Annotated in this window: 16 protein-coding genes, 1 pseudogene and 1 riboswitch; of the genes and pseudogenes, 10 read left to right on the forward strand and 7 right to left on the reverse strand. The window is 73.7% G+C overall.

Annotated features, from left to right (window positions below; all coding sequences use genetic code 11):
• Window positions 1-1125, forward strand: a 1125-nt coding sequence (locus E1182_RS17940) for an aromatic acid exporter family protein (RefSeq protein WP_132266701.1), incomplete at its 5' end; no start/stop codon positions are given.
• A gap of 129 nt (window positions 1126-1254) precedes the next feature.
• Here the strand turns inward: E1182_RS17940 and E1182_RS17945 are convergent.
• Window positions 1255-2115: a LacI family DNA-binding transcriptional regulator gene (locus tag E1182_RS17945; protein ID WP_243706275.1), complete on the reverse strand. Its 861-nt coding sequence runs from the start codon at window positions 2113-2115 to the stop codon at window positions 1255-1257.
• A gap of 329 nt (window positions 2116-2444) precedes the next feature.
• On the opposite strand from E1182_RS17945, the gene E1182_RS17950 reads away from it, so the two are divergent.
• Complete coding sequence (locus E1182_RS17950) at window positions 2445-3659, forward strand: ROK family transcriptional regulator (RefSeq protein ID WP_243706276.1); 1215 nt, start codon at window positions 2445-2447, stop codon at window positions 3657-3659.
• Window positions 3660-3677: 18 nt separating this feature from the next.
• On the opposite strand, the gene E1182_RS17955 is transcribed toward E1182_RS17950, so the two are convergent.
• From E1182_RS17955 to E1182_RS17980, 6 genes are all read right to left on the reverse strand, one after another.
• Window positions 3678-4487, reverse strand: a complete 810-nt coding sequence (locus E1182_RS17955) for an ABC transporter ATP-binding protein (protein ID WP_132266704.1) — start codon at window positions 4485-4487, stop codon at window positions 3678-3680.
• Window positions 4484-5383, reverse strand: coding sequence for an ABC transporter ATP-binding protein (locus E1182_RS17960; RefSeq protein ID WP_243706277.1), 900 nt, complete (start codon window positions 5381-5383; stop codon window positions 4484-4486). The genes E1182_RS17955 and E1182_RS17960 overlap by 4 nt, the downstream gene beginning before the upstream one ends.
• Before the next feature lie 209 nt (window positions 5384-5592).
• Window positions 5593-6576 carry an ABC transporter permease gene (locus E1182_RS17965; protein ID WP_243706278.1) on the reverse strand — a complete coding sequence of 328 codons (984 nt, stop codon included), beginning with the start codon at window positions 6574-6576 and terminating at the stop codon, window positions 5593-5595.
• A gap of 24 nt (window positions 6577-6600) precedes the next feature.
• Window positions 6601-7590, reverse strand: coding sequence for an ABC transporter permease (locus tag E1182_RS17970; RefSeq protein ID WP_132266708.1), 990 nt, complete (start codon window positions 7588-7590; stop codon window positions 6601-6603).
• An 18-nt stretch (window positions 7591-7608) separates the two neighbouring features.
• Window positions 7609-9306: an ABC transporter substrate-binding protein gene (locus E1182_RS17975; protein ID WP_132266711.1), complete on the reverse strand. Its 1698-nt coding sequence runs from the start codon at window positions 9304-9306 to the stop codon at window positions 7609-7611.
• 267 nt (window positions 9307-9573) lie between these two features.
• Window positions 9574-10560, reverse strand: a complete 987-nt coding sequence (locus tag E1182_RS17980) for a LacI family DNA-binding transcriptional regulator (RefSeq protein ID WP_132266714.1) — start codon at window positions 10558-10560, stop codon at window positions 9574-9576.
• Between the two features lie 154 nt (window positions 10561-10714).
• Here E1182_RS17980 and E1182_RS17985 point away from each other — a divergent pair, with 154 nt between their 5' ends.
• From E1182_RS17985 to E1182_RS18015, 8 genes and pseudogenes are all read left to right on the forward strand, one after another.
• Window positions 10715-11944, forward strand: coding sequence for an MFS transporter (locus E1182_RS17985; protein WP_132266717.1), 1230 nt, complete (start codon window positions 10715-10717; stop codon window positions 11942-11944).
• 80 nt (window positions 11945-12024) lie between these two features.
• A complete protein-coding gene (locus E1182_RS17990) occupies window positions 12025-12921 on the forward strand; it encodes an aldo/keto reductase (RefSeq protein ID WP_132266721.1) in 897 nt (298 codons plus the stop codon).
• Window positions 12922-13010: 89 nt separating this feature from the next.
• The gene (locus E1182_RS17995) at window positions 13011-13346 is read left to right on the forward strand and encodes a hypothetical protein (protein WP_132266724.1); all 336 of its coding nucleotides are present in this window, start codon (window positions 13011-13013) and stop codon (window positions 13344-13346) included.
• A gap of 102 nt (window positions 13347-13448) precedes the next feature.
• Window positions 13449-13578, forward strand: a riboswitch (cobalamin riboswitch).
• Between the two features lie 46 nt (window positions 13579-13624).
• Window positions 13625-13771 carry a hypothetical protein gene (locus tag E1182_RS31180; RefSeq protein ID WP_165942646.1) on the forward strand — a complete coding sequence of 49 codons (147 nt, stop codon included), beginning with the start codon at window positions 13625-13627 and terminating at the stop codon, window positions 13769-13771.
• Between the two features lie 123 nt (window positions 13772-13894).
• The gene (gene cobN / locus E1182_RS18000; protein ID WP_132266729.1) at window positions 13895-17563 is read left to right on the forward strand and encodes a cobaltochelatase subunit CobN; all 3669 of its coding nucleotides are present in this window, start codon (window positions 13895-13897) and stop codon (window positions 17561-17563) included.
• A pseudogene (locus E1182_RS18005) lies at window positions 17560-19626 on the forward strand (putative cobaltochelatase); the annotation flags it as partial. The gene cobN and the pseudogene E1182_RS18005, both read left to right, overlap by 4 nt.
• 92 nt (window positions 19627-19718) lie before the next feature.
• Window positions 19719-20330 (forward strand): cob(I)yrinic acid a,c-diamide adenosyltransferase, encoded by a 612-nt coding sequence (gene cobO, locus E1182_RS18010; RefSeq protein ID WP_132266736.1) that lies wholly within the window; start codon window positions 19719-19721, stop codon window positions 20328-20330.
• Window positions 20324-21682 (forward strand): cobyrinate a,c-diamide synthase, encoded by a 1359-nt coding sequence (locus E1182_RS18015; RefSeq protein ID WP_132266740.1) that lies wholly within the window; start codon window positions 20324-20326, stop codon window positions 21680-21682. Before cobO ends, E1182_RS18015 begins: the two co-directional genes overlap by 7 nt.
• The last annotated feature ends 38 nt before the right edge of the window (window positions 21683-21720 follow it).

Genomic DNA, 21720 nt, shown 5'->3' on the forward strand with positions numbered 1-21720 from the left:
ATGCTCCGGTGGGGCTGGTTGCGGGAGGCCGCCGTACGGCTGCGGCAGGGTTGGGTGCCGGTCGTCGAGGCGACCCTGGCGGCGACCGTGGCGTGGCTGCTGGCCACCCGGCTGGTCGGCCATCCGCAGCCGTTCTTCGCCCCGGCCGCCGCGTTGATCGTGCTCGGCCAGGCGCGCGGGCAGCGGATGCGCCGGGCGATCGAGGTGGTGCTCGGGGTGGCCGCCGGTGTGCTCGTCGCCGATTTGGTGATCCAGGCGCTCGGGCCGCGCAGCACCGGCACGGTGTTCACCGTCATCCTGTTGACCGTCGCGCTGGCCGTGGCGATCGGCGCGAGCAGCGTCAGCGTGGTCCAGGCCGCCGTGTCGGCGCTCTACCTGGTGGTGGTCTCCCCGCCGACCGAGTCGCTGGTGCCGTTCCGGTTCGTCGACGCGCTGATCGGCGGCGCGGTGGCGGTGGTGGCCAGCCAGCTCGTCGACGCCCGCCGGCCGCTCGCGCCGCTGGTGGCCGAGTTCCGGCGCACCTTCGACGGGACGGCCGAGGTGGTGGATGAGGTGGCCACCGCGCTGGCGCGGCGCGACGAGACGGCCGCCCGGGCCGCCCTGGACCGGGCCCGCGGGCTCGACGCCGGGGTGGAGCGGCTGCGCACCGCCGCGCTCGCCGCCGGAGAGGCGCTGCGGCTCAACGTGCGCCGCCGCCGACACATCGGCCGGCTGCGCACCGTGGACGCCTCCCTCGCCCAGACCGACTACGCGGTACGCAACGTGCGGGTGCTCGCCCGGGCCGGGGTGACCTGCAACCGGCTGCCCGGCCCGGTGCCGGACGAGCTGGTCACGGCACTGCGGGTGCTGGCGGAGGCGATCCGGGCGGCGGGCGGGGCGCTCGCCGCCGACCTCGACGGCGCGGACGCCACCGCCGACCGGTACGCCGAGCAGGCCGACGCCGCGGCCCTGGCGGCGGTACGGGCCGTCGGGCGGTTGTTCACCCAGGGGCACACGCTGCCGCTGGCGGTGATCGTCGGGCAGGTCCGGGCCACCGCCATCGACCTGCTGCGCGGCGTACGGGCCGACGACGACGCGGCGGTACTGGCCCGGGTCGACGAGGCGCTCGGCCTGCCCCCGCTGTAGCGACCGGGTTCCGGTGCCCCGGTGCCGCGCCGGCGACGCAGGCGGCGAGGTGCCCGGCGCCGTGTCGACGCGACGGCAGGATGGCCTGGCCACCAGGCGTTCAGCCGGCGAACGCCGTGAGCGACGGATTCAGCTGATCCCGCCCGGTGCCGGGCCGGTGCTGGCCCGCTGCTGCATCCGGATCGGCGGGCCGGCACGGTCCTGGCGCGCGGCGCCGATCAGCACGTCGAGCACGGCCCGGCCGAGACTGACGCCGTGCTCGTGGGCGTCGATGCTCATCGCCGACAACGGTGGCACCGCCAGCTCGCACAGCGCCGAGTCGGCGAAGGCGAGCAGGCTCACCTCATCGGGCACCCGGCGGCCGGAGCGCACCAGGTCCTCCTCGGCGGCTGCGGCCATGACGTCGTTGTCGAAGATGACGGCGGTCGGCGCGGGGCGGCCGGCGAGCAGTTCGCGGGTGGCTCGCACGCCGGCCTCGGCGCTGTAGTCGGCCTCGACGATCCGTACCTGCAGGCCGAGGTGCTCGGCCGCCGCGTGCATGGCGGCGGTGCGCTCGGCGGTGTGCACCAGCCCGGCCGGTCCGCTGACCCGGCCGATCGCCCGGTGCCCGAGGGTGACCAGCAGGTCGATCGCCGCGGTCATCGCGCCTGCGTCGTCGGTGACCACGCCGGTGAGCGTCGCCGGCCCGGTGTAGCGGCCGGCGAGCACCGCCGGCAGGCCCAGCGCCGCCAGCGTCTCCGGGCGGACGTCGGCGTGCACGATGTTGACCACGACCACCGCCTCGACGGTGTCCTCATCCGCCCAGCGTCGGTAGGTAGCCAGCTCCGCCGCCAGATCGGCGACCACGAGCAGGAGCACGCCGGCACCGGTCGGCGCGAGGACCTGCTCCATGCCGGCGATCAGCTCCATGAAGAAGGGCTCGACACCGACCTGGGCGGCGTTCTCGGTCAGCACGAGGCCGATCAGGCGGGGGCCGGTCGTGGTGTCCACGGCCGGCCTCAGTCCTCCGGGGGCACCGGGCCGCCGACGGCGCGTACCGTCCAGCCCGAGTGGAGATTGTCTCTGATCATCGAAGGTGTCCCGTCGTCTCGGGGGAACGGCCGGCCCTATATTCTTAAGTAACTGAAAGAAGGTCGTCAACGGCGCCGACACCAAAGGAGATCCATGGTTGACTCTACGCGGGGATGTGCCCGATCGACCACTGCCGGGTCGGCGTCGGACGCGACACCCGTGGCCCGCTGCTTCGGGCGGTGGTGCATCGCGGTGCGCGTGACCCCGGTGACGATGGGGGCATCGGCTGAGGAGACAGTGAGCCGGCTGTGAGCGGTAAGGCACTCACTCCGGTCGGCCGCAGCCGGCGCACCGGTGCCCGGGAGAGCATTCTCGACGCCATCCGCTCCGCGGAGCCGCTGAGCCGCGTCGAACTGGCCTCCATGACCGGGCTGACCGAGGCCGCGGTGTCGATGACCGTCCGCCGGCTGATCGAGGAGGGCCTGGTCCGGGAGACCGGCCGCAGTCCCACCGGCGGCAAGCCGCGCACCCTGCTGCGCCTCGATCCGGTCGCCCGGGTCGCGGTGGGCATCCACCTCGACGAGGACACCACGACGTACGTGCTCACCGGTCAGACCGGCGGGGTGATCTCCCGGCTGGCCCGGCCGGCGCCGGCCGGCGCCGACCCGGACACCCTGGTGCGGGGACTCGCCGCCGACGTCGCCGTGCTCATCGACGCCTCGGGCGTGGACCCGGCACGGTGCCTGGGCGTCGGCGTCGTCTGGCCCGGCCCGCACGGACCCGGGGTGCACCCCGAGCAGGCGCCGACCCACCTGCGCGGCTGGCGCGGGGACGACCTCGACCGCCGGCTCGCGGCGGCCACCGGGATGCAGGTACTGGTCGAGAACGACGCGACGGCCGCAGCCGTCGGAGAGTACTGGGTCGCCCGGGTCGGACCGACCCGCGCCTTCGCCGCGCTCTACATGGGCAGCGGCATCGGGGCGGGCATCGTCATCGACGGCGTCGCGCTGCGCGGCGCCCAGGCCAACGCCGGCGAGTTCGGCCACCTGTGTCTGCAGGTCGACGGCCCGCCGTGCTGGTGCGGCAGCAGCGGCTGCCTCGAGGTGCTCGCCGGTCCACAGGCCGTCGTCGCGGCGGCGCTGGCCGATCCGGTGGCCGCCGGCGAGGCGGGCCTGGACGCCGCCGGCACGCGGCGCAGTGTGGCGGCCGACTTCGCCGCCGTCGCCCGCGCCGCCCGTGCCGGCGCCCCCGCCTGCCGGGCGCTGCTCGACGACTCGGCACGCTACGTGGCCGCGGCCGCGGAGTCGGTGGTCAACCTGCTCGACATCGACCTGCTCGTACTCACCGGCCCCGGCTTCGCCGCGGCGTCCTTCGTCTACGGCCCGGCGATCACGTCGCGCATCGCCGCCGCGGACGCCCGCACCTGGCGCCGCTCGGTGTCCGTGACGGTGTCGCTGGCCGCGGCCACCGCGTCGGCGACCGGCGCGGCCGCCGTGGTGCTGCAGTCCAGCATGCGCCGCTGACAAGCACCCGCGGCCTGCTCATCCTCCGCGCAGTTCGCTGAGCCTGCGCTCCGGATTCGGCGCTGCGGCGGCAAGCGTCTTCGTGTACTCGTGCCGGGGCCGGAGGATGACCTCGTCGGCATCGCCCCGCTCGACGATCCGCCCCCGGTACATGACCAGGATCTCGTCGGCGAAGTGCCGGGCCGTGGCCAAATCGTGGGTGATGTAGAGCACGCCGAGGTCCTCCTCGCGCTGCAACGTCGACAGTAGGTTCAGCACGCCGAGTCGGATCGAGACGTCCAGCATGGACACCGGCTCGTCGGCGATGAGGACGCCGGGCCCGGGTGCCAGTGCCCGGGCGATGGCGACGCGCTGGCGCTGGCCGCCGGACAACTGGTGTGGCCGGCGGGCGGCGACGTTCTCGGTGGGGGTCAGCCGGACGCGCTCCAGTAGGTGCAGGACGCGGCGGTGCACCTCGTCCCTGGACAGTTTCGGCTGGTGCAGGCGGATCGGACGTGCGAGGTGGTGCTCGACGGTGTGGTACGGGTTGAGCGAGGCGAACGGATCCTGGAACACCATCTGCACGATGCGGCGGTAGCGGCTCAGTCCGCCGCCCCGCCGCTGCACCGGCTCGCCGTCGATGAGGATCCGGCCCGCGGTGGGGCGTTCGAGCTGCAGCAGAAGCTTGGCGATGGTCGACTTGCCACTGCCGCTCTGCCCGACGAGCGCGACGGTCCGTCCCGGCTCCAGGGTGAAACTGACGTCGTCGACCGCCCGCAGCGTGCCGCCGCGCAGGCCCCGCCGGAGGCGGTAGTTCTTCACCAGGTGCTCGGCCGTCAAGGTGGTCACGCGGTGCTCCCTGCGTTCGGATCGTCGAGTCGGACCGCGTCGAGGGCCAGCAGTCGCTCGTCCATGCCGCCGCGCACGAAGGAGCCGCGCTCGCCGGTCAGACTGGGAAAGGACGCCAGGAGCTGCTCGGTGTAGTCGTGCTGCGGGTCGGTGTAGAGGCTCAGCGCGTCGCCGAACTCCACCACCTCGCCGGCGCGCATCACCGCGATCCGGTCGCTGATCTCCAGCAGCAGCGGCAGGTCATGGGTGATGAAGATGACGGCGAAACCCAACTCGTCGCGCAACCGGGTGATCTCGCGCAGGATCTCGCGCTGGACGACGACGTCCAGCGCGGTCGTCGGCTCGTCCATGATCATGACCTGCGGTTCCAACGCCATGGCCATGGCGATCATGACGCGCTGGCGCATCCCGCCGGAGAGCTCGTGGGGGTACGCGCGCAGCCGGGCGGGGTCCACGCCGACCCGCTCGAGCAGTTCGGCGCAGCGCTGGCGGCGCTCGCGTCGGCCCATCTCGGGACGGTGGGTGGTGAAGACGTCCTCGAGTTGGTCCCGGATCGAGATGACCGGGTTCAGGGAGTTCATCGCCCCCTGGAACACCATGGAGATCTTGTCCCACCGGGTGGCCCGCAACTCCTCGGCGTCCAGCAGGTTCCAGTCGATCTCGATGCCCTCCCGGGAGTGGAACACCGCCCGACCGGAGACGATCGCCGCCGGCGGCTTGAGCAGCCGCACGATGCCGTACGCGAGGGTGCTCTTGCCGCAGCCGCTCTCTCCGGCGAGGCCGAGCACCTCGCCCCGGCGCAGGGTGAGCGAGACGTTCCGCACCGCGTGCACGACCGGGTCCACGAGGTAGTCGACGCTGAAGTTCTCGATGGTCAGGACCGGCGCCGACACCACGGGCCGGACCGGTGGCGCTGGCCTCGGTCCGCTCACAGTATCGCCTCCGTTCGCGACTGCGGGGCTCGCAAACCCGGCTCGCTCCTCGCGCTCACAGCATTGCCTCCGTTCGCGACTGCGGGGCTCGCAAACCCGGCTCGCTCCTCGCGCTCACAGCATTGCCTCCGTTCGCGACTGCGGGGCTCGCAAACCCGGCTCGCTCCTCGCGCTCACAGGGTGGCCTCCTTGGCGGTCTCCAGCTGTTTGCGGGACATCAGCCAGCTGCGGCGGGCGGCCCGGGTCTGGTTGCGCAGCTTGGGGTTGATGATCTCGTCGATCGAGAAGTTGATCAGCGACAACGCCGCGCCGAACAGCGCCAGCAGAAGACCCGGTGGCACGAACCACCACCACGCGCCGAGCCGCAGCGCGAGGCCGTTCTGGGCGTAGTAGAGCATCGTGCCCCAGCTGATCGAGCCGCTCGCACCGAGGCCGAGATAGGAGAGTCCGGCCTCGCCGAGGATGGCGAAGATGACGGCGAACACCATCTGCGAGGCCAGCAGCGGGATCAGGTTGGGCAGGATCTCGACCGTGAGGATCCGCCAGCGTTTCTCCCCGGCCACCCGTGAGGCCAGCACGTAGTCGCGGTTGCGCAGGCTCAGCGTGTACCCGCGCAGCACCCGCGCCGACCCGGCCCAGCCGGTGAGGGAGAGCACCAGCGCGACCAGCCACAAGCTCTTGTCCGGCACGTAGCTGGAGATCACGATCACCAGTGGCAGCCCGGGGATGACCAGCATGATGTTGGTGAACAGGGAGAAGACCTCGTCCACCCAGCCGCCCGCGTAGGCGCCCACCACGCCGAAGAACCCGGACAGCAGCAGGGTGAGCACGCCGACGATCGCGCCGATGGTCAGCGAGCCGCGGGTGGCGTACGCCAGTTGGGCCAGCACGTCCTGGCCGGTCTGGGTGGTGCCCATCAGGTGTGCGCTGCTGGGTCCGGTCAGGCCGATGTCGTCGACCCGGGTCGGATCCTGTACGACGAACGGCCCGAGCAACCCGAAGAGCAGGATCGCACCGCTGATGATCAAACCGGCGGCGAGCTTCGCCGTCATCGGCGGCAGGCCGAGCCGGCGCCGCCGGGTGCGTTGCGCCGCCGAGCCGGCCGGGAGGCCCCCGGTGCCGCCCACGGGCTCGGCGGCCTGGGTGGTCAATGCCACGTCATTGGTCCTTTCCGACGCCGGTCACGTCCGCGCTCGGGTACGCGGGTCGATGACCGAGTACAGGAGATCGACCAGCAGGTTGGCGCCGAGCACGGAGAGTGTGATGACCAGGAAGATGCCCTGCATGAGCGCGTAGTCGTTACTGCCGACCGCCTCCAGCAGCGCCGAGCCGATCCCGGGGTACGAGAACACCGTCTCGGTGACGATCGAGCCGGCCACGACGAAACCCAGCGAGATCGCGAAGCCCGAGATCGACGGGAGGATCGCGTTGCGCGCCGCGTACGTGCGCATCATCCGGCCCGGCCGCAGGCCCTTGGCCTCGGCCGTGAGCAGGTAGTCCTCGGACAGTGTCGAGACCATCATGTTGCGCATGCCGAGCATCCAACCGCCGACCGACGAGACGATGATGCTCAGCGCGGGCAGCGTGCCGTAGTAGAGAACCGAGCCGATGAACTCCGCGTTCCAGCCGGGCACCGTGTCGTAGATGTCGTAGCCGCCGTTGAGCGGAAAGACCTGCCACACGCTGCCGAACGCGAAGAGCAGGATCAGCGCCAGCCAGAAGTACGGCACCGACTGGAACATCGTGGTCACCGGGATCAGGTTGTCCAGCCACGACCCGCGTTTCCACCCGGCGACGGTGCCGAGCCCGATGCCCAGCAGGAACGAGATGACCGTCGCCAGGCCGATGAGCCCGATCGTCCACGGCAGCGTCTGGCCGATGATCGACGTGACCGGGGCCGGGAAGTACGCCACCGACTGGCCCAGGTCCCCGACGGCGAGGTTGCCCAGGTAGTCGATATACTGCGCGAGCAGGGGCTGGTCGGTGTCGGTGCCGAGCAGCGCCTCGATGGAGGCCCTGGCTTCCGGGGTCACCGGTCCGCGCTGCCCGAGCTTGGCGATGAGCAGCGAGACCGGGTCGCCCGGCATGAGTCGGGGGATGATGAAGTTCACCGTGAGCGCCGCCCACAGGGCGATCACGTAGAACCCGACCTTCCGCAGGAGGTAGTGCACGTCGGCCGCCGACGCCGCTCAGCCGGCCGGCTTCAGGGAGGTCAGGACGATGCCGCTGTCCCACGACTTCCAGGTGGCCGGGAAGGCGTACTTGTTGTCGTTGGTCGGCCATCCGGTCGCCCGGCTGGTGTTGAACTGGGTCAGCGTCGAGTTCAGGTAGATCGGGATGTACGGCAGGTCCTGGACGATCTGCGCCTGGATCGTGGCGTAGTGCTGCTTCTGCACGTTCTCGTCGTTGGTCGCCCCGGCGGCCGCGACCGCCTGGTCGACCGTCGGGTTGCTGTAGCGGGCGTAGTTGCCGGAGGTGCCGGCCGACTCGCCGACCTTCGCCGTGGTGGCCGAGGTGTAGCGCCCGTTGTAGGTGAAGTACGGGTTGGACGACGCGCCCAGGCCGATCGAGTCGAGCGACAACTGGAACTTGCCCTGCACCTGGTTGTTGTTCCACTCGTTGGAGGACAACTGGGTGGGCTTCAGTTCGATGCCGACCTCCTTGAACTGCTGCGCCATCGCGTCGTTGAGCGAGATGAAGTCACTCCAGCCGGTCACGGTCTGGATCCGCATCGACAGCCGCTCGCCGCCCTTGCTGCGGATGCCGTCGGCGCCCCTGACCCAGCCGGCCGCATCCAGGATCTGGTTGGCCTTGGCCACATCGGGGCCACCCGGCGTCCTGAGGTGGGCCGGGTCCGCGATCCACTTCTGGTCACGATCGGGCAGCAGCAGCGTCGGCGAGGCCGTCCCGGCGAAGCCGCCACCGGCCAGCTTGTTGAGCTGGTCGCGGTTGAGCGCGTGGTACATGGCCTGGCGTACGGCCCGGTCGGTCTGGGGGCCCTTGCAGCCCATGGCCGCGTTCGAGCAGGTGAAGATCGACGCCGTCAGGGCCGGCGTGTTGACATAGGCGAGGTTCTTGTGGCCTGAGATGATCTTGTCGAGGTTCGGGATGTACGAGCTCATCCAGTCCACCTGGCCCGCGGTCAGGGCGGCGCTCGCCGCGTCGGCGGTGGCCAGGGTGATGTAGCGGACCGTCTGGATCTGCGGCTTGCCCGGCTGCCAGTAGTTCGGGTTCTTCTCCATCACGAAACCCTGCGCGTTCAGCGACTTGAGCTTGTACGGCCCGGTGCCGACCGGGTTGGGGTTGGTGGTCTTCGCCGGGTCGCTGATCTTGCTCCAGACATGCTCCGGAATGATCGCCGTGTTGCCGAGGATGCCCGGTTCGGTGGTGAACGAGGTGGTCGGGAACGTCAGCACGACGGTCTTGTCGTCGGTGGCCTTCGCCGAGGTGAGCGCGAGACCGCTGCCGTTGATGGCCTTGTTCTTGCGGATCAGTTCGAAGGTGAAGGCGACGTCCCTGGCGGTGAACGGCTGGCCGTCGGACCACTTGACGCCCTCACGGGTGGTGATCGTCAGCTGTTTGCCGGCGGCGTCCCAGGAGTACGCGGTCGCCAGCATCGGTCGCGGCGGGACGTCGCTGGCCAGGTTGTAGTAGTAGAGCGCCTCGTGGATGACGCCCAACGTGGGCTGCAACTGCGTCGGTGAGAACGGGTTCCAGTTCTCGACGATGGTGGAGGCGGTCCCATTGATGCTGATGGAGCTGTTCGCGGCGTTGTCGGAGGTGCCGGGGGAGTCGTCGGAGCACGCGGTGAGCGTGAGCGCCGCCGCGGTGGACAGGACGGTGAAGAAACCGAGACGCCGAACCAGGCGTCGCGAGAAGAGTGACATCAGTAGATCCCTCTGTCGGATCGCCGTGGTGAAGCGGCGATGCTTCGGAGCGGGCAGCGCCGGCTCGTCAAGCCATTATTAAGCTGCTTAAGTTTGGGATGTCAAGTAACGATGTCGATGGCTGCTCCGGTGACGGCCAACCGGGCGGTGCGGAAGGCCATCAATGCGCCGCGGGACCGGGGTGGCTCCGGGTGCCCCCGGCACGACGACGGCGCCGACGGCCGACCCGGGTGGCAGGTGGTCGTGCGGCGTGGATCGGGACGGACCTCAGGCGCTCGTGCGGCGCACCAGCGCGGAGGGGAACGAGGTCACCGGCGGGACGGGCCGGCCGTGCAGCACGGCGGTGGCCGCCGCGGCGGCGATGGAGCCGACCGGGTGGCTGGCGGTGGTGAGGGCCGGCGTGTTCAGCGCGGCGTGCGGGATGTCGTCGAACCCGGCGACCCCGATGTCGCCGGGCACCCGCCTGCCGGTCTCCCCGAGCCCGGCGATCACCCCCAACGCGGTCAGGTCGCTGACGGCGAAGACGGCGTCGGTGTCGGGCCACCGGGCCAGCAGTTCACCGGCTGCCGCCCGGCCCCGCCGGGCGGTGAAGTCGCCGGGCACCAGGCGGACCGGCAGTCCGGTCTCCCGCATGACCTGTCGGTAGGCCGCGACGGCGCGGCCGGCGCAGGGCAGCCACCGGGGGCCGGTCACCATCGCGATCCGGCGGCGGCCGGAGGCGTACAGGTGGCGGACGACCTGGTCGGTACCGTCGGCGTTGTCCACGTCGAAGGAGGGCACCGTCGGGGAGCCGATGCCGATCGAGGCGATCCGGCCCCGTAGCTCGGCCGGAACCGCGTCGAGCAACGGCTCGGTGGCGTTGACCAGCACCACCCCGGCGACGCCACGGTCCTGCGCGATGCGCTCCAGTGTGGTCGAGCCGTGCAGCGGCAGCCACTGCAGCACCACCCCCGCCGGGTACGCGGCGCAGGCCCGCGCGGCGGCGCCGACCACCCGCTCGACGTACGGGTCGTCCAGTACGGCGGTGGTGACGCCGCAGACCGCCACCACCAGCCGGACCCCGCCGCCACGCGCCAGCGCCCGGGCCGTGGCGTTCGGCACGTACCCGAGGCGGTCCACGGCGGCCCGCACCCGATCCCGGGCGGCCGGCGAGGCGAAGCCGGTGCCCGCGATGACCCGGGACGCGGTCGAACGGGACACCTCCGCGAGCCGGGCCACGTCGTCCAGGGTGGTCGGGCGGTGCGACGGGGTCATGAGGTCCTCCACGTCGTGGTCGGTGATGGGTGGGAGCGCCCTCTGTCATGATCATGCCTCGTCCGGTGGCGTCCGGTAAGGGGGCGGGGGAGGTTGTGCTGGTAGCGCTCTCAGGTGTGCGATCGTCGGGCAGGACGTCGACGAGAGGAAACCCGTGAGGCCAGCCGATCCGGTCACCGCACCGACCGCCTCCGCCGTACCCCCGGCGGTGTTGGCCGCCCGCACCGGCGTCGCGGTGGTCTTCGCTCTCAACGGTCTCGCTGTGGCCACCTGGTTCTCCCGGGTCCCGGCGGTACGGGAGGCGCTCGACCTCAGCGCCGGCCGGCTCGGCCTGCTGCTGATGGCCATGTCGGCCGGCTCGCTGCTTGCCATGTCCACGGCCGGGCTGGTTACCCAGCGCCTCGGCCCGGCCCGCACGGTGGTGGCCGCCACCGTGCTGGTCGCCCTCGGGCTGACCGTCGCCGGGCTCGCCACCGGGCTGGCCGGCTGGCTGCCCGGCGTGGCGGTCGGACTGGTCGCCCTCGGCTACGGGTGTGGCGCCTGCGACGTCGCGATGAACGTCGAGGGCGCGGCGGTGGAGAAGCGGCTCGGGCGCACCATCATGCCCCGCTTCCATGCCGCCTGGAGCCTGGGCTCGGTGGCCGGCGCGGGGCTCGGCGCCGGCGCCGCCCGGGTCGGGCTGCCGATCTGGGCGCACCTGGCGGTGCTGGCCGTGGTGGTGCTCGGCGGCACGCTGTTCGGCGCGCGGGCGTTCCTGCCCGAGCCGCCCGCCCCGGCGGGCGCCGACGGCGCCGCGGCCCGTCGCGGCGGCCTGCGCGCCGCCTGGCGGGAGCCGCGCACCCTGCTCCTCGGCGCGCTGGTCCTGGTCATGGCGTTCACCGAGGGCAGCGCCAACGACTGGATCGCGGTCGCCTTCATCGACGGGTACGGCGTCAGCGAGGCGATCGGCGCGGCTGTCTTCGGCATCTTCGTCGCCGGCATGACTCTCGGCCGGACCGCCGGCACCGTGTTGATCGACCGCTGGGGGCGGGTGCCCGTGCTGGCCTCCACGATCCTGCTCGCCGCGCTCGGCGCGGGCCTGGCGGTGCTCGCCGGCAACGGGCCGGTGGCGATGGTCGGGGTGGCACTGTGGGGGATCGGGGCCTCGCTCGGCTTCCCGGTCGGGATGAGCGCCGCCGCCGACGACGAGGAACACGCCGCAGTCCGGGTCAGCGTGGTCGCGGCGATCGGCTACACGGCGTTTTTGGCCGGCCCGCCGCTGCTGGGCCTGCTCGGTGACCGGGTGGGGACGCTGCCCGCGCTGCTGGTGGTGCCGCTGCTGCTGATCCCGACGCTGGCCCTGGTGCCGGTGACCCGCCCACCGGCGGGCCGGCCCCATGGATAGAACGTAGCAGCGCGCCGCAGCCAGTGGTATCGGATGGATGACGGACTGTGGGCAGCGGCCGGGCTGGCTACCGTCGCCGGATGCCAGTCGAGGAGATCACCGCGGCTGCCGCGGGCAGTTGGACCCTGGGCGACGCGACCGTGCACCGGATGGGCTTCGGCTCCATGCGGATCACCCCACATCCGGACCCCGGCCGGGCGATCGGTGTGCTGCGCCGCGCCGTCGCGCTGGGCGTGAACCACATCGACACCGCCGCGTTCTACGTCTCGCCCGGCGGCACCCTCAACGTCGGCACCGGCCCGGCCCGGTACGCCACCGAGCTGATCCGCGCCGCGCTCGCCCCGTACCCGCAGGACCTGGTGATCGCCACCAAGGTCGGCTTCGCGTACGACCCGGCCGGCGGCCTGCGCGAGGACGCCTCGCCGGCCGGGCTGCGCGCCCAGGTGGAGGAGAACCTGCGCCGGCTCGGCCGCGACCACCTCGACGTGGTCAACCTGCGGATCGTGAAGCGGCCGGGACGGGACCGGGTCGCCGAGTCCTTCGGCGCCCTGGCCGCGCTGCGCGAGGCCGGACTGATCCGGCACCTGGGCCTGTCCAACGTCCGCCTCGACCACCTCGACGAGGCGCAGGCGATCGCCCCGGTGGTCTGCGTGCAGAACACCTACGCCCTCGACAACCGGGGCGACCAGGACGCGCTGCTGCGCGAGTGCGGGGCACGGCAGGTGGCGTACGTGCCGTTCTTCACCCTGACCGGGACGCGGCGGGAGTCCGGCGCGGTGATCGAGCACGCCAACGCCGTGCGGGCGGTGGCCCGGGCGCACGGGGCGACCCCGCAGCAGGTACGCCTCGCCTGGACCCTGCACCAGGGGCCGCACGTGCTGGCCATCCCCGGCACCGGCGACCCGGCGCACCTGGTGGAGAACGTCGCCGCCGGCGCGCTGCGGCTGACCGACACGGACCTGGCCGCGCTCGGCTGACCGACGGTCAGCGGGTTGTCACCATCCTCGCAGCCTGCTGACAGGTTCGGGTGCTCCACTGGAGGTCAGCGAGGGAAGGGAGTGGGCAGATGGGCTGGTTCAGCCGGCGGTCCCGGACCGTGGAGGGCACCCCGACGAAGCTCGACCGGGAGGCCACCCGGGACGACCTGGCCGCGCTGGAGGCGTTCGTGACCAGCCGGCAGGGCGTCGAGTTCTACCTCGAACCGGAGACCACCGCCACCGACACCACCGTGATGGCGATCGCCCACGACGGCGAGTGGATCCGCCGCCGCACCGGCTCGCCCCGCGTGGCGGCGAAGCTGGCCCATCGGTACGCGGTGCCGCTGTACGAGGCGGCGAAGACCGGCTACCCGGAGCGGATGCGCGCCTGGAACCGGGCCCACCCGGAGCGCCGGATGCGCTGAGGGCGACGCGCCGATCACGGGCTGGCTGCGACCGGTTGCCGGATGGCGGCGCGTTGACCCGGTGGCGGCGGGTATGGCAGCATTCGCGGCCTGACGGCAGTGAAGGAAGCCGGTGTGATTCCGGCGCGGTCCCGCCACTGTCACCGGGGAGCGATCCCCCCTCGTGCGCCACGGCCGTGTGTCTGCGGTTGGAAGGCCGGGGGTGAGCGTCGATCCGGGAGCCAGGATACTTCGGCCGTCGGGCTGACCCCAGGGCGTGGACACCCGAGGAGGACCCGATGACGCGCAGCGTCCCCACCGCAGGCGGCTTCCGTCGTACCCGTTCCCGGTGCGCCGCCGCACCACCGATCCGCCGCACCGCCACCCCCGGCACCGCCCTGCCGACCGGCCGCCTCCGCGCCGGTCGCCGCACCGCGCACCGCTGACGCCGCCGGGTTCCGCCGGCCGGGGCGACCCGCGCCCGGCGTGCCCGTCGGCCCCGCGCCCATCCCTCGTCGTCGCCCGACCGTCCTCGCGGGCAGTCCGGGTGTCAGTCTCCGGAGCCGCCCGTGCGCATCCTGCTGCTGTCCACCGCCGACACCGACCTGCTCGCCGCCCGCGCCAGCGGCGCCGACTACCGGTTGGCCAACCCCACCCGGCTCGCCGTCGACGCCGTGCCGGCGCTGCTCGACGGCGTCGACCTGGCCGTCGTGCGGCTGCTCGGCGGCCGCCAGGCGTGGCCGGACGGCCTCGCCGCGGTGCTCGCCTCCGGCGTGCCGACGGTCGTCCTCGGCGGCGAGGCGGTGCCCGACGCCGAGCTGATGGCAGCCTCCACCGTGGCCGCCGGGGTCGCCACCGAAGCGCTGTCCTACCTGGTCGAAGGCGGCCCGGAGAACCTCGCCCAGCTGGGCCGGTTCCTCTCCGACACGGTCCTGCTCACCGGCGAGGGTTTCGCGCCGCCCGCCGCCACCGCCGCGTACGGGGTGCACGGCGACCGCCGGGCCGAAGCGGGCCGGCCCACCATCGGGATCGTCTTCTACCGGGCACACGCCCTGGCCGGCAACACCGCCTTCGTCGACGTGCTCGCCGACGCGGTCACCGCCGCCGGCGGCAACCCGGTGCCGATCTTCTGCGGCTCGCTGCGCGGACTGGCCCCCGGCGCCGGCCCGCTGGACCTTTTCGCCCGCTGCGACGCCCTGGTGGTGACCGTCCTCGCCGCCGGCGGCACGGTCGCCGCCGACGCCTCCGGCGGGGGCGACGAGGACGCCTGGGACGTGGGCGCGCTCGCCGCCCTCGACGTCCCGGTCATCCAGGCGCTCTGCCTCACCAGCACCCGGGAACAGTGGGCCGGCAGCGACGCCGGACTGTCCCCGCTGGACGCCGCCATGCAGGTGGCCATCCCCGAGTTCGACGGCCGGATCGTCACCGTGCCGTTCTCGTTCAAGCGGATCGACGCCGACGGGCTGTCGGTCTACGCCGCCGACCCCGAGCGCGCCGCCCGGGTCGCCGGCATCGCCGTGCGGCAGGCCCGGCTGCGGCACGTGCCGAACGCCGACAAGCGGGTCGCGGTGGTGCTCAGCTCGTACCCGACAAAACACTCCCGGGTCGGCAATGCCGTCGGCCTGGACACCCCCGCCTCGGCGGTGCGGTTGCTCGCCGCCCTCGCCGACGCCGGCTACCACCTCGGCGACACCCCGCCGCCCACCGACGGGGACGCGCTGATCCACGCGCTGATCGCCGCCGGCGGGCACGACGTGGAGTGGCTCACCCCGGAGCAGCTCGCCGCTGCCGAGGCCCGGGTGCCGGGGCAAACCTACCGGCGGTGGTTCGCGCAGGTGCCGGCCGAGCTGCGCGCGGCGATCCGGGAACACTGGGGCGAGCCCCCCGGCGAGCTGTACGTCGACGGCGACGACATCGCCCTCGCCGGGCTGCGCTTCGGCAACGTGACGCTGCTGATCCAGCCGCCGCGCGGCTTCGGCGAGAACCCCGTCGCCATCTACCACGACCCGGACCTGCCGCCCAGCCACCACTACCTGGCCGCGTACCGGTGGCTGGCCGCGCCGGTCACCGACGGCGGCTTCGGCGCGGACGCGGTGGTGCACCTGGGCAAGCACGGCACCCTGGAGTGGCTGCCCGGCAAGGGCCTCGGGCTGGCCGCCGACTGCGCCCCCGACGCCGTCCTCGGCGACCTGCCGCTGGTCTACCCGTTCATCGTCAACGACCCCGGTGAGGGCACCCAGGCCAAACGCCGCGCCCACGCCGTCGTCGTCGACCACCTCGTCCCGCCGATGGCCCGCGCGGAAACCTACGGCGACCTGGCGAAGCTGGAACAGCTGCTCGACGAGTACGCCACCGTGCAGGCCCTCGACCCGGCCAAGGTGCCCACCGTGCAGGCGCAGATCTGGCAGCTCGTCCGGGCCGCCGAACTGCACCACGACCTGCACACCGAGGACATGCCCGAGGCCGAGGACTTCGACGACTTCGTGCTGCACCTCGACGGCTACCTGTGCGAGGTCAAGGACGTGCAGATCCGCGACGGCCTGCACATCCTCGCCGAGGCCCCCACCGGGGAGGCCAGGGTGAACCTGGTCCTCGCCGTGCTGCGCGCCCCGCAGGTCTGGGGCGGCGTGCGTGCCCTGCCCGGCCTGCGGCAGGCCCTCGCCGCCGCGTACGGCCTCGACGAGCAGGCGCTGCTGGCCGCGCCGGGCCAGCGGGTGGCCGTGCCGGCGGCGTTGACCGAGGTGGTGGACCAGCCGGCGGTCACCGCCGCCGATGCCGTCGACCTGATCGAGGCACTGGCCCGCCGGCTGGTCGTCGGCATGGAGACCCTCGGCTGGGACGCGACCACGGTGGACGCCGTGGTCGAGGAGGTCACCGGCCGGGCGGTGCCCGACGTGGCCGAGGTGCTGCGTTTCGCCGCCCGTGAGGTGGTGCCCCGGCTCGACCGCACCACCGACGAGATCGACCGACTGGTCGGCGCGCTCGACGGGCGGTTCGTGCCGCCCGGCCCGTCCGGCTCACCCACCCGGGGCCTGGTCAACGTCCTGCCCACCGGACGCAACTTCTACTCCGTCGACCCGAAGGCCATCCCCAGCCGCAACGCCTGGGACGTCGGTGTGGCCCTCGCGGACTCGCTGCTGGCCCGGCACCTGGCCGACACCGGGACGTACCCACGCTCGGTCGGGCTCACCGTCTGGGGCACCAGCGCCATGCGGACCCAGGGCGACGACATCGCCGAGGTCCTGGCGTTGCTCGGCTGCCGGCCGACCTGGGACGACCGGTCCCGCCGGGTCACCGGCGTGCAGGCGGTGCCCCTGGCCGAGCTGGGCCGCCCCCGCATCGACGTCACCGTGCGGATCTCCGGTTTCTTCCGGGACGCCTTCCCGCACGTCGTCGCGCTCATCGACGACGCGGTGCGACAGGTCGCCGCCCTCGACGAGCCGGACACCGACAACTTCGTCCGCGCCCACGTCGCCACCGACCTGGCCGAGCACGGCGACGAGCGGCGGGCCACCGCCCGGATCTTCGGTTCCAAACCCGGGGCGTACGGGGCGGGGCTGCTGCCACTGATCGACGCCCGCAACTGGCGCACCGACGCCGACCTGGCCGAGGTGTACGCCGTGTGGGGCGGCTACGCGTACGGCCGGGGGCTCGACGGCCGGGAGGCGCGTGCCGACATGGAACGATCCTTCGCGCGGATCGCGGTGGCGGTGAAGAACCAGGACACCCGCGAGCACGACATCGTCGACTCCGACGACTACTTCCAGTACCACGGCGGGATGGTGGCGATGGTGCGCCACCTCACCGGCGCGGCCCCGGCCGCGTACGTGGGGGACTCGGCGATGCCGCACGACGTGCGGACCCGCACCCTCGGCGAGGAGACCCGCCGGGTGTTCCGGGCCCGGGTGGTCAACCCGCGCTGGATCGCCGCCATGCGCCGGCACGGCTACAAGGGCGCCTTCGAGCTGGCCGCCACGGTGGACTACCTGTTCGGCTACGACGCCACCGCCGGCGTCGTCGACGACTGGATGTACGAGCAGCTGACCGCCGCGTACGTCTTCGACGACGAGAACCGGAAGTTCCTTGAGCGGTCCAACCCGTGGGCGCTGCGCGGCATCACCGAACGCCTGCTGGAGGCCGCCGACCGGGGACTGTGGGCGGCTCCCGAACCGGCCACCCTGGACCGGCTCCGCGAGACGTACCTGGCCAGCGAGGGCGACCTGGAGGATCGGGCATGAGTTATCCGTTCTCGGCGGTGCTCGGCATGGACGACATGCGCCTGGCGCTGCTGCTCAACGCGGTCAGCCCGGCCATCGGCGGGGTGCTGGTGCGGGGTGAGAAGGGCACCGCCAAGTCCACCGCCGTCCGCGCCCTGGCGGCGCTGCTGCCACCGGTGGACCGGGTGGCCGGCTGCCGGTTCGGCTGCGACCCGGCCGTACCCGACCCGGGCTGCCCGGACGGGCCCCATCCGGCCGCCGCGCCGGCCGAACGCCGCCCGGCCCGCCTGGTCGAGTTGCCCGTCGGCGCCGCCGAGGACCGGGTGGTCGGTTCGCTCGACCTGGAGAAAGCCATCGCCGAGGGGGTACGCGCCTTCGAGCCGGGCCTGCTCGCCGCCGCCCACCGGGGCGTGCTCTACGTCGACGAGGTGAACCTGCTCCACGACCACCTGGTGGACCTGCTCCTGGACGCCGCCGCGATGGGCCGCTGCCACGTCGAGCGCGAAGGCGTCTCGGTCAGCCACGCCGCCCGGTTCCTGCTGGTCGGCACGATGAACCCGGAGGAGGGGGAACTGCGCCCTCAGCTACTCGACCGGTTCGGGTTGACCGTGGAGGTAACTGCCAGCCGTGACCCGGCGGTCCGCGTCGAAGTGGTCCGTCGCCGGCTCGCCGCCGACGCCGACCCGGCCGGGTTCGCCGCGCGGTGGGCCGACGCCGACGCGGAGGTGGCCCGCCGGGTGGCCGCCGCCCGGCGGCGGTTGGATCGGGTGGTGCTGCCCGACGCGGCCCTGCGGCAGATCGCCGAGGTCTGCGCGGCGTTCGACGTCGACGGGATGCGCGCCGACATCGTCACCGCCCGCGCCGCCGTCGCGCACGCCGCCTGGCAGGGCCGGGAGCGGGTGACCGCCGAGGACGTGCGGGTCGCCGCCCGGCTGGCCCTGCCGCACCGCCGCCGCCGTGACCCGTTCGACAGCCCCGGGCTGGACGACAAGCGCCTGGACGAGGCGTTGGACCGGGCCCGGGAGGAACACCCCGACGACCCGGACGACGACGGTGGTCCCGGCCCGGGTGGCGGCCCCACCGGCCCGGACCACGATGACCCCTCCGGCCCGGGCGACGGCGACCATCCCGGCCCGGAGCACGACGACGGTCCCGGCGACCCCACCGGGCCGGGCACCGGGTCCGACGGACCGGATCGCGGCGGTGACGACGTGACCGGCACCGCAGCGCCGGACGGTCCCGCAACCGACCAGCCCCGGCACGGGGCCCGGGCGGCCTCGACGCAGCCGGTCGCCGTACCGAACCAGGGGTTGCGGGCCCGGCTGTTCACCGCCGCCGGTGTCGGCGACGGGGTGCCGGGCCGGCGGTCCCGGGCGCGGACCGGGCGGGGCCGGATCACCGGCGCGCGGGTCCCCGCCGGGCGGGCCGGCGCGCTGCACCTGCCCGCCACCCTGCGGGCCGCCGCCCCGCACCAGCACGGGCGGGGCCGGCGCGGGGGACCGCTCGTGCTGCGCCCCACCGATCTGCGGGAGGCGGTCCGCGAGGGACGCGAGGGCAACCTGGTGCTCTTCGTCGTCGACGCCAGCGGGTCGATGGGCGCGCGGCAGCGGATGGCGGCGGTCAAGGGGGCGGTGCTCGCCCTGCTCACCGACGCCTACCAGCGTCGGGACAAGGTCGCCGTGGTCGCCTTCCGGGGCACCGGCGCGCAGACCCTGCTGCCGGCCACCTCCTCCGTGTTGGCCGCCTCGACCCGACTGGCGGACCTACCCACCGGGGGACGTACCCCGCTCGCGGAGGGACTGCTCGCGGCAGCCGACCTGCTGCGGGTGCAGCGGCTGCGCGACCCGAAGCGCCGGCCCCTGGTGCTGGTCGTCACCGACGGCCGGGCCACCGCCGGGCCACGCCCGCTGGACCGGGCCGCCCGCGCGGCGGCGGTGCTCGCCGCCAGCGGTGCCTCCTGCGTGGTCGTGGACTGCGAGTCCGGCCCGGTCCGCCTCGATTTGGCCGGCCGCCTCGCCGCCCAACTCGGCGCGGCCCACCACCGGCTCACCGAGGTCGCGACCGCCCCGCTGGCCGACCTCGCTGCCGGCCGCCCCACGAATTCGCGCCGGCCAATCCCCGGCCCGGGCGGCACCCGGGCGTTGTCCACCACGACCATCACCGGGAGCGTTGCCTGATGCCGCAGGGAAAGCCCGCACACGTGCCCGCCGACGGGTTGACCACCCGACAGCGGCGCAACCGGCCGCTGACCATCGTCCACACCGGGGCGATGAAGGGAAAGTCGACCGCCGCGTTCGGGCTGGCGCTGCGCGCCTGGACCGCCGGACTGCCGGTCGGGGTGTTCCAGTTCGTCAAGAGCGCCAAGTGGCGGGTGGGTGAGGAGGCCGCCTTCCGGGCCCTCGGCGAGGTGCACGAGCGCACCGGCCAGGGCGCCCCCGTGGCCTGGCACAAGATGGGCGAGGGATGGTCCTGGATCCAGCGCGGCGGCGAGGCCGACCACGCCGCCGACGCCCTGGAGGGCTGGCGGCAGATCCAGCGTGACCTCGCCGCGCAGCGCTACGGCCTGTACGTGCTCGACGAGTTCACCTACCCGATCAAGTGGGGCTGGGTCGACGTCGACGAGGTGGTGGCGACCCTGGCCGAGCGGCCCGGCTTCCAGCACGTGGTGATCACCGGACGGGACGCCGACCCCCGGCTGGTCGAGGCCGCCGACCTGGTCGCCGAGCTGACCAAGATCAAGCACCCGATGGACGCCGGCCAGAAGGGCCAGAAGGGGATCGAGTGGTGAGCGACGCCTGGGCGCTGCCCCGGCTGGTCGTCGCCGCGCCGGCCAGCGGGCACGGCAAGACCACCGTGGCCACCGGGCTGCTCGCCGCGCTGCGCCGCCGGGGCCTGACCGTCAGCCCGCACAAGGTCGGCCCCGACTACATCGACCCCGGCTACCACGCGCTCGCCGCCGGTCGCCCCGGGCGCAACCTCGACCCCTGGCTGGTCGGCGAGGACCGGATCGCGCCGCTGCTGCGGCACGGGGCGAGCGTCCCCACCCCCGCCGACGTCGCGGTCATCGAAGGCGTGATGGGGTTGCACGACGGCGCGGTCGGGCGGGGCGGGTACGCCTCCACCGCGCACGTCGCCCGGCTCGTCGACGCGCCGGTGCTGCTGGTGCTGGACACCACCGCGCAGGGCCGCTCCGCCGCCGCGCTGGTGCTCGGCATGCGCGCCTTCGACCCGCAGGTGCGCATCGGCGGGGTGATCCTGAACCGGGTCGGCTCGCCCCGACACGAGCGGCTGCTGCGCGACGCGCTCGCCGAGGTGGGCGTACCGGTGCTCGGGGCGGTCACCCGGGCCGTCGAGGTGGCCGCGCCCGCCCGCCACCTCGGGCTGGTGCCGGTCGCCGAACGGGCCCCGGAGTCGGTGGCCGTCGTGGCCGCGCTGGCCGCCCTGGTCGAGGCCACCGTCGACCTCGACGCCGTGCTGGCCCTGGCCCGTACCGCACCGCCGCTGACCGTCCCCGGCTGGGATCCGGCCGACGCCGTCGGCGGCCCGGCCGGCGGACGCCGCCCGGTCGTCGCGGTCGCCGGCGGGCCGGCCTTCACCTTCTCGTACGCCGAGACGACCGAGCTGCTCGCCGCCGCCGGGGCCACCGTGGTCACCGTCGACCCGCTGCGTGACCCCGCCCTGCCGGCCGGCACCCGGGCGGTGGTCGTCGGCGGCGGCTTCCCCGAGGTGCACGCCGAGGCCCTCGCGGCCAACACCGGGCTCCGCGCCGACCTGGCCGACTTCGACGGGCCGATCGTGGCCGAGTGCGCCGGACTGCTCTACCTGGGCGAAACCCTCGACGGCGTGCCGATGTGCGGGCGGCTGCCGCACACCGCCCGGATGACCGGTCGGCTCACCCTCGGCTACCGCGACGCCGTCGCCGCCGCCGACTCCCCGGTCCACCGCGTCGGCGAGCCGGTACGCGGCCACGAATTCCACCGCACCGTCACCGATCCGACGCACGGCGAGCGGCCGGCGTGGCACTGGGACGGCACCGCGCACGGCTTCGTCACCGGCCAGGTACACGCCTCCTACCTGCACACCCACTGGGCGGGCCGACCGCAGGCGGCCCGCCGCCTGGTCGAGGCGGCGAGCCGGTGAGCGCCACCCAGCCGGGTCGCCCGCCGACCGCCCCGTCC

This window comes from Micromonospora sp. KC721 (genome assembly GCF_004348355.1).
GTDB lineage: Bacteria > Actinomycetota > Actinomycetes > Mycobacteriales > Micromonosporaceae > Micromonospora.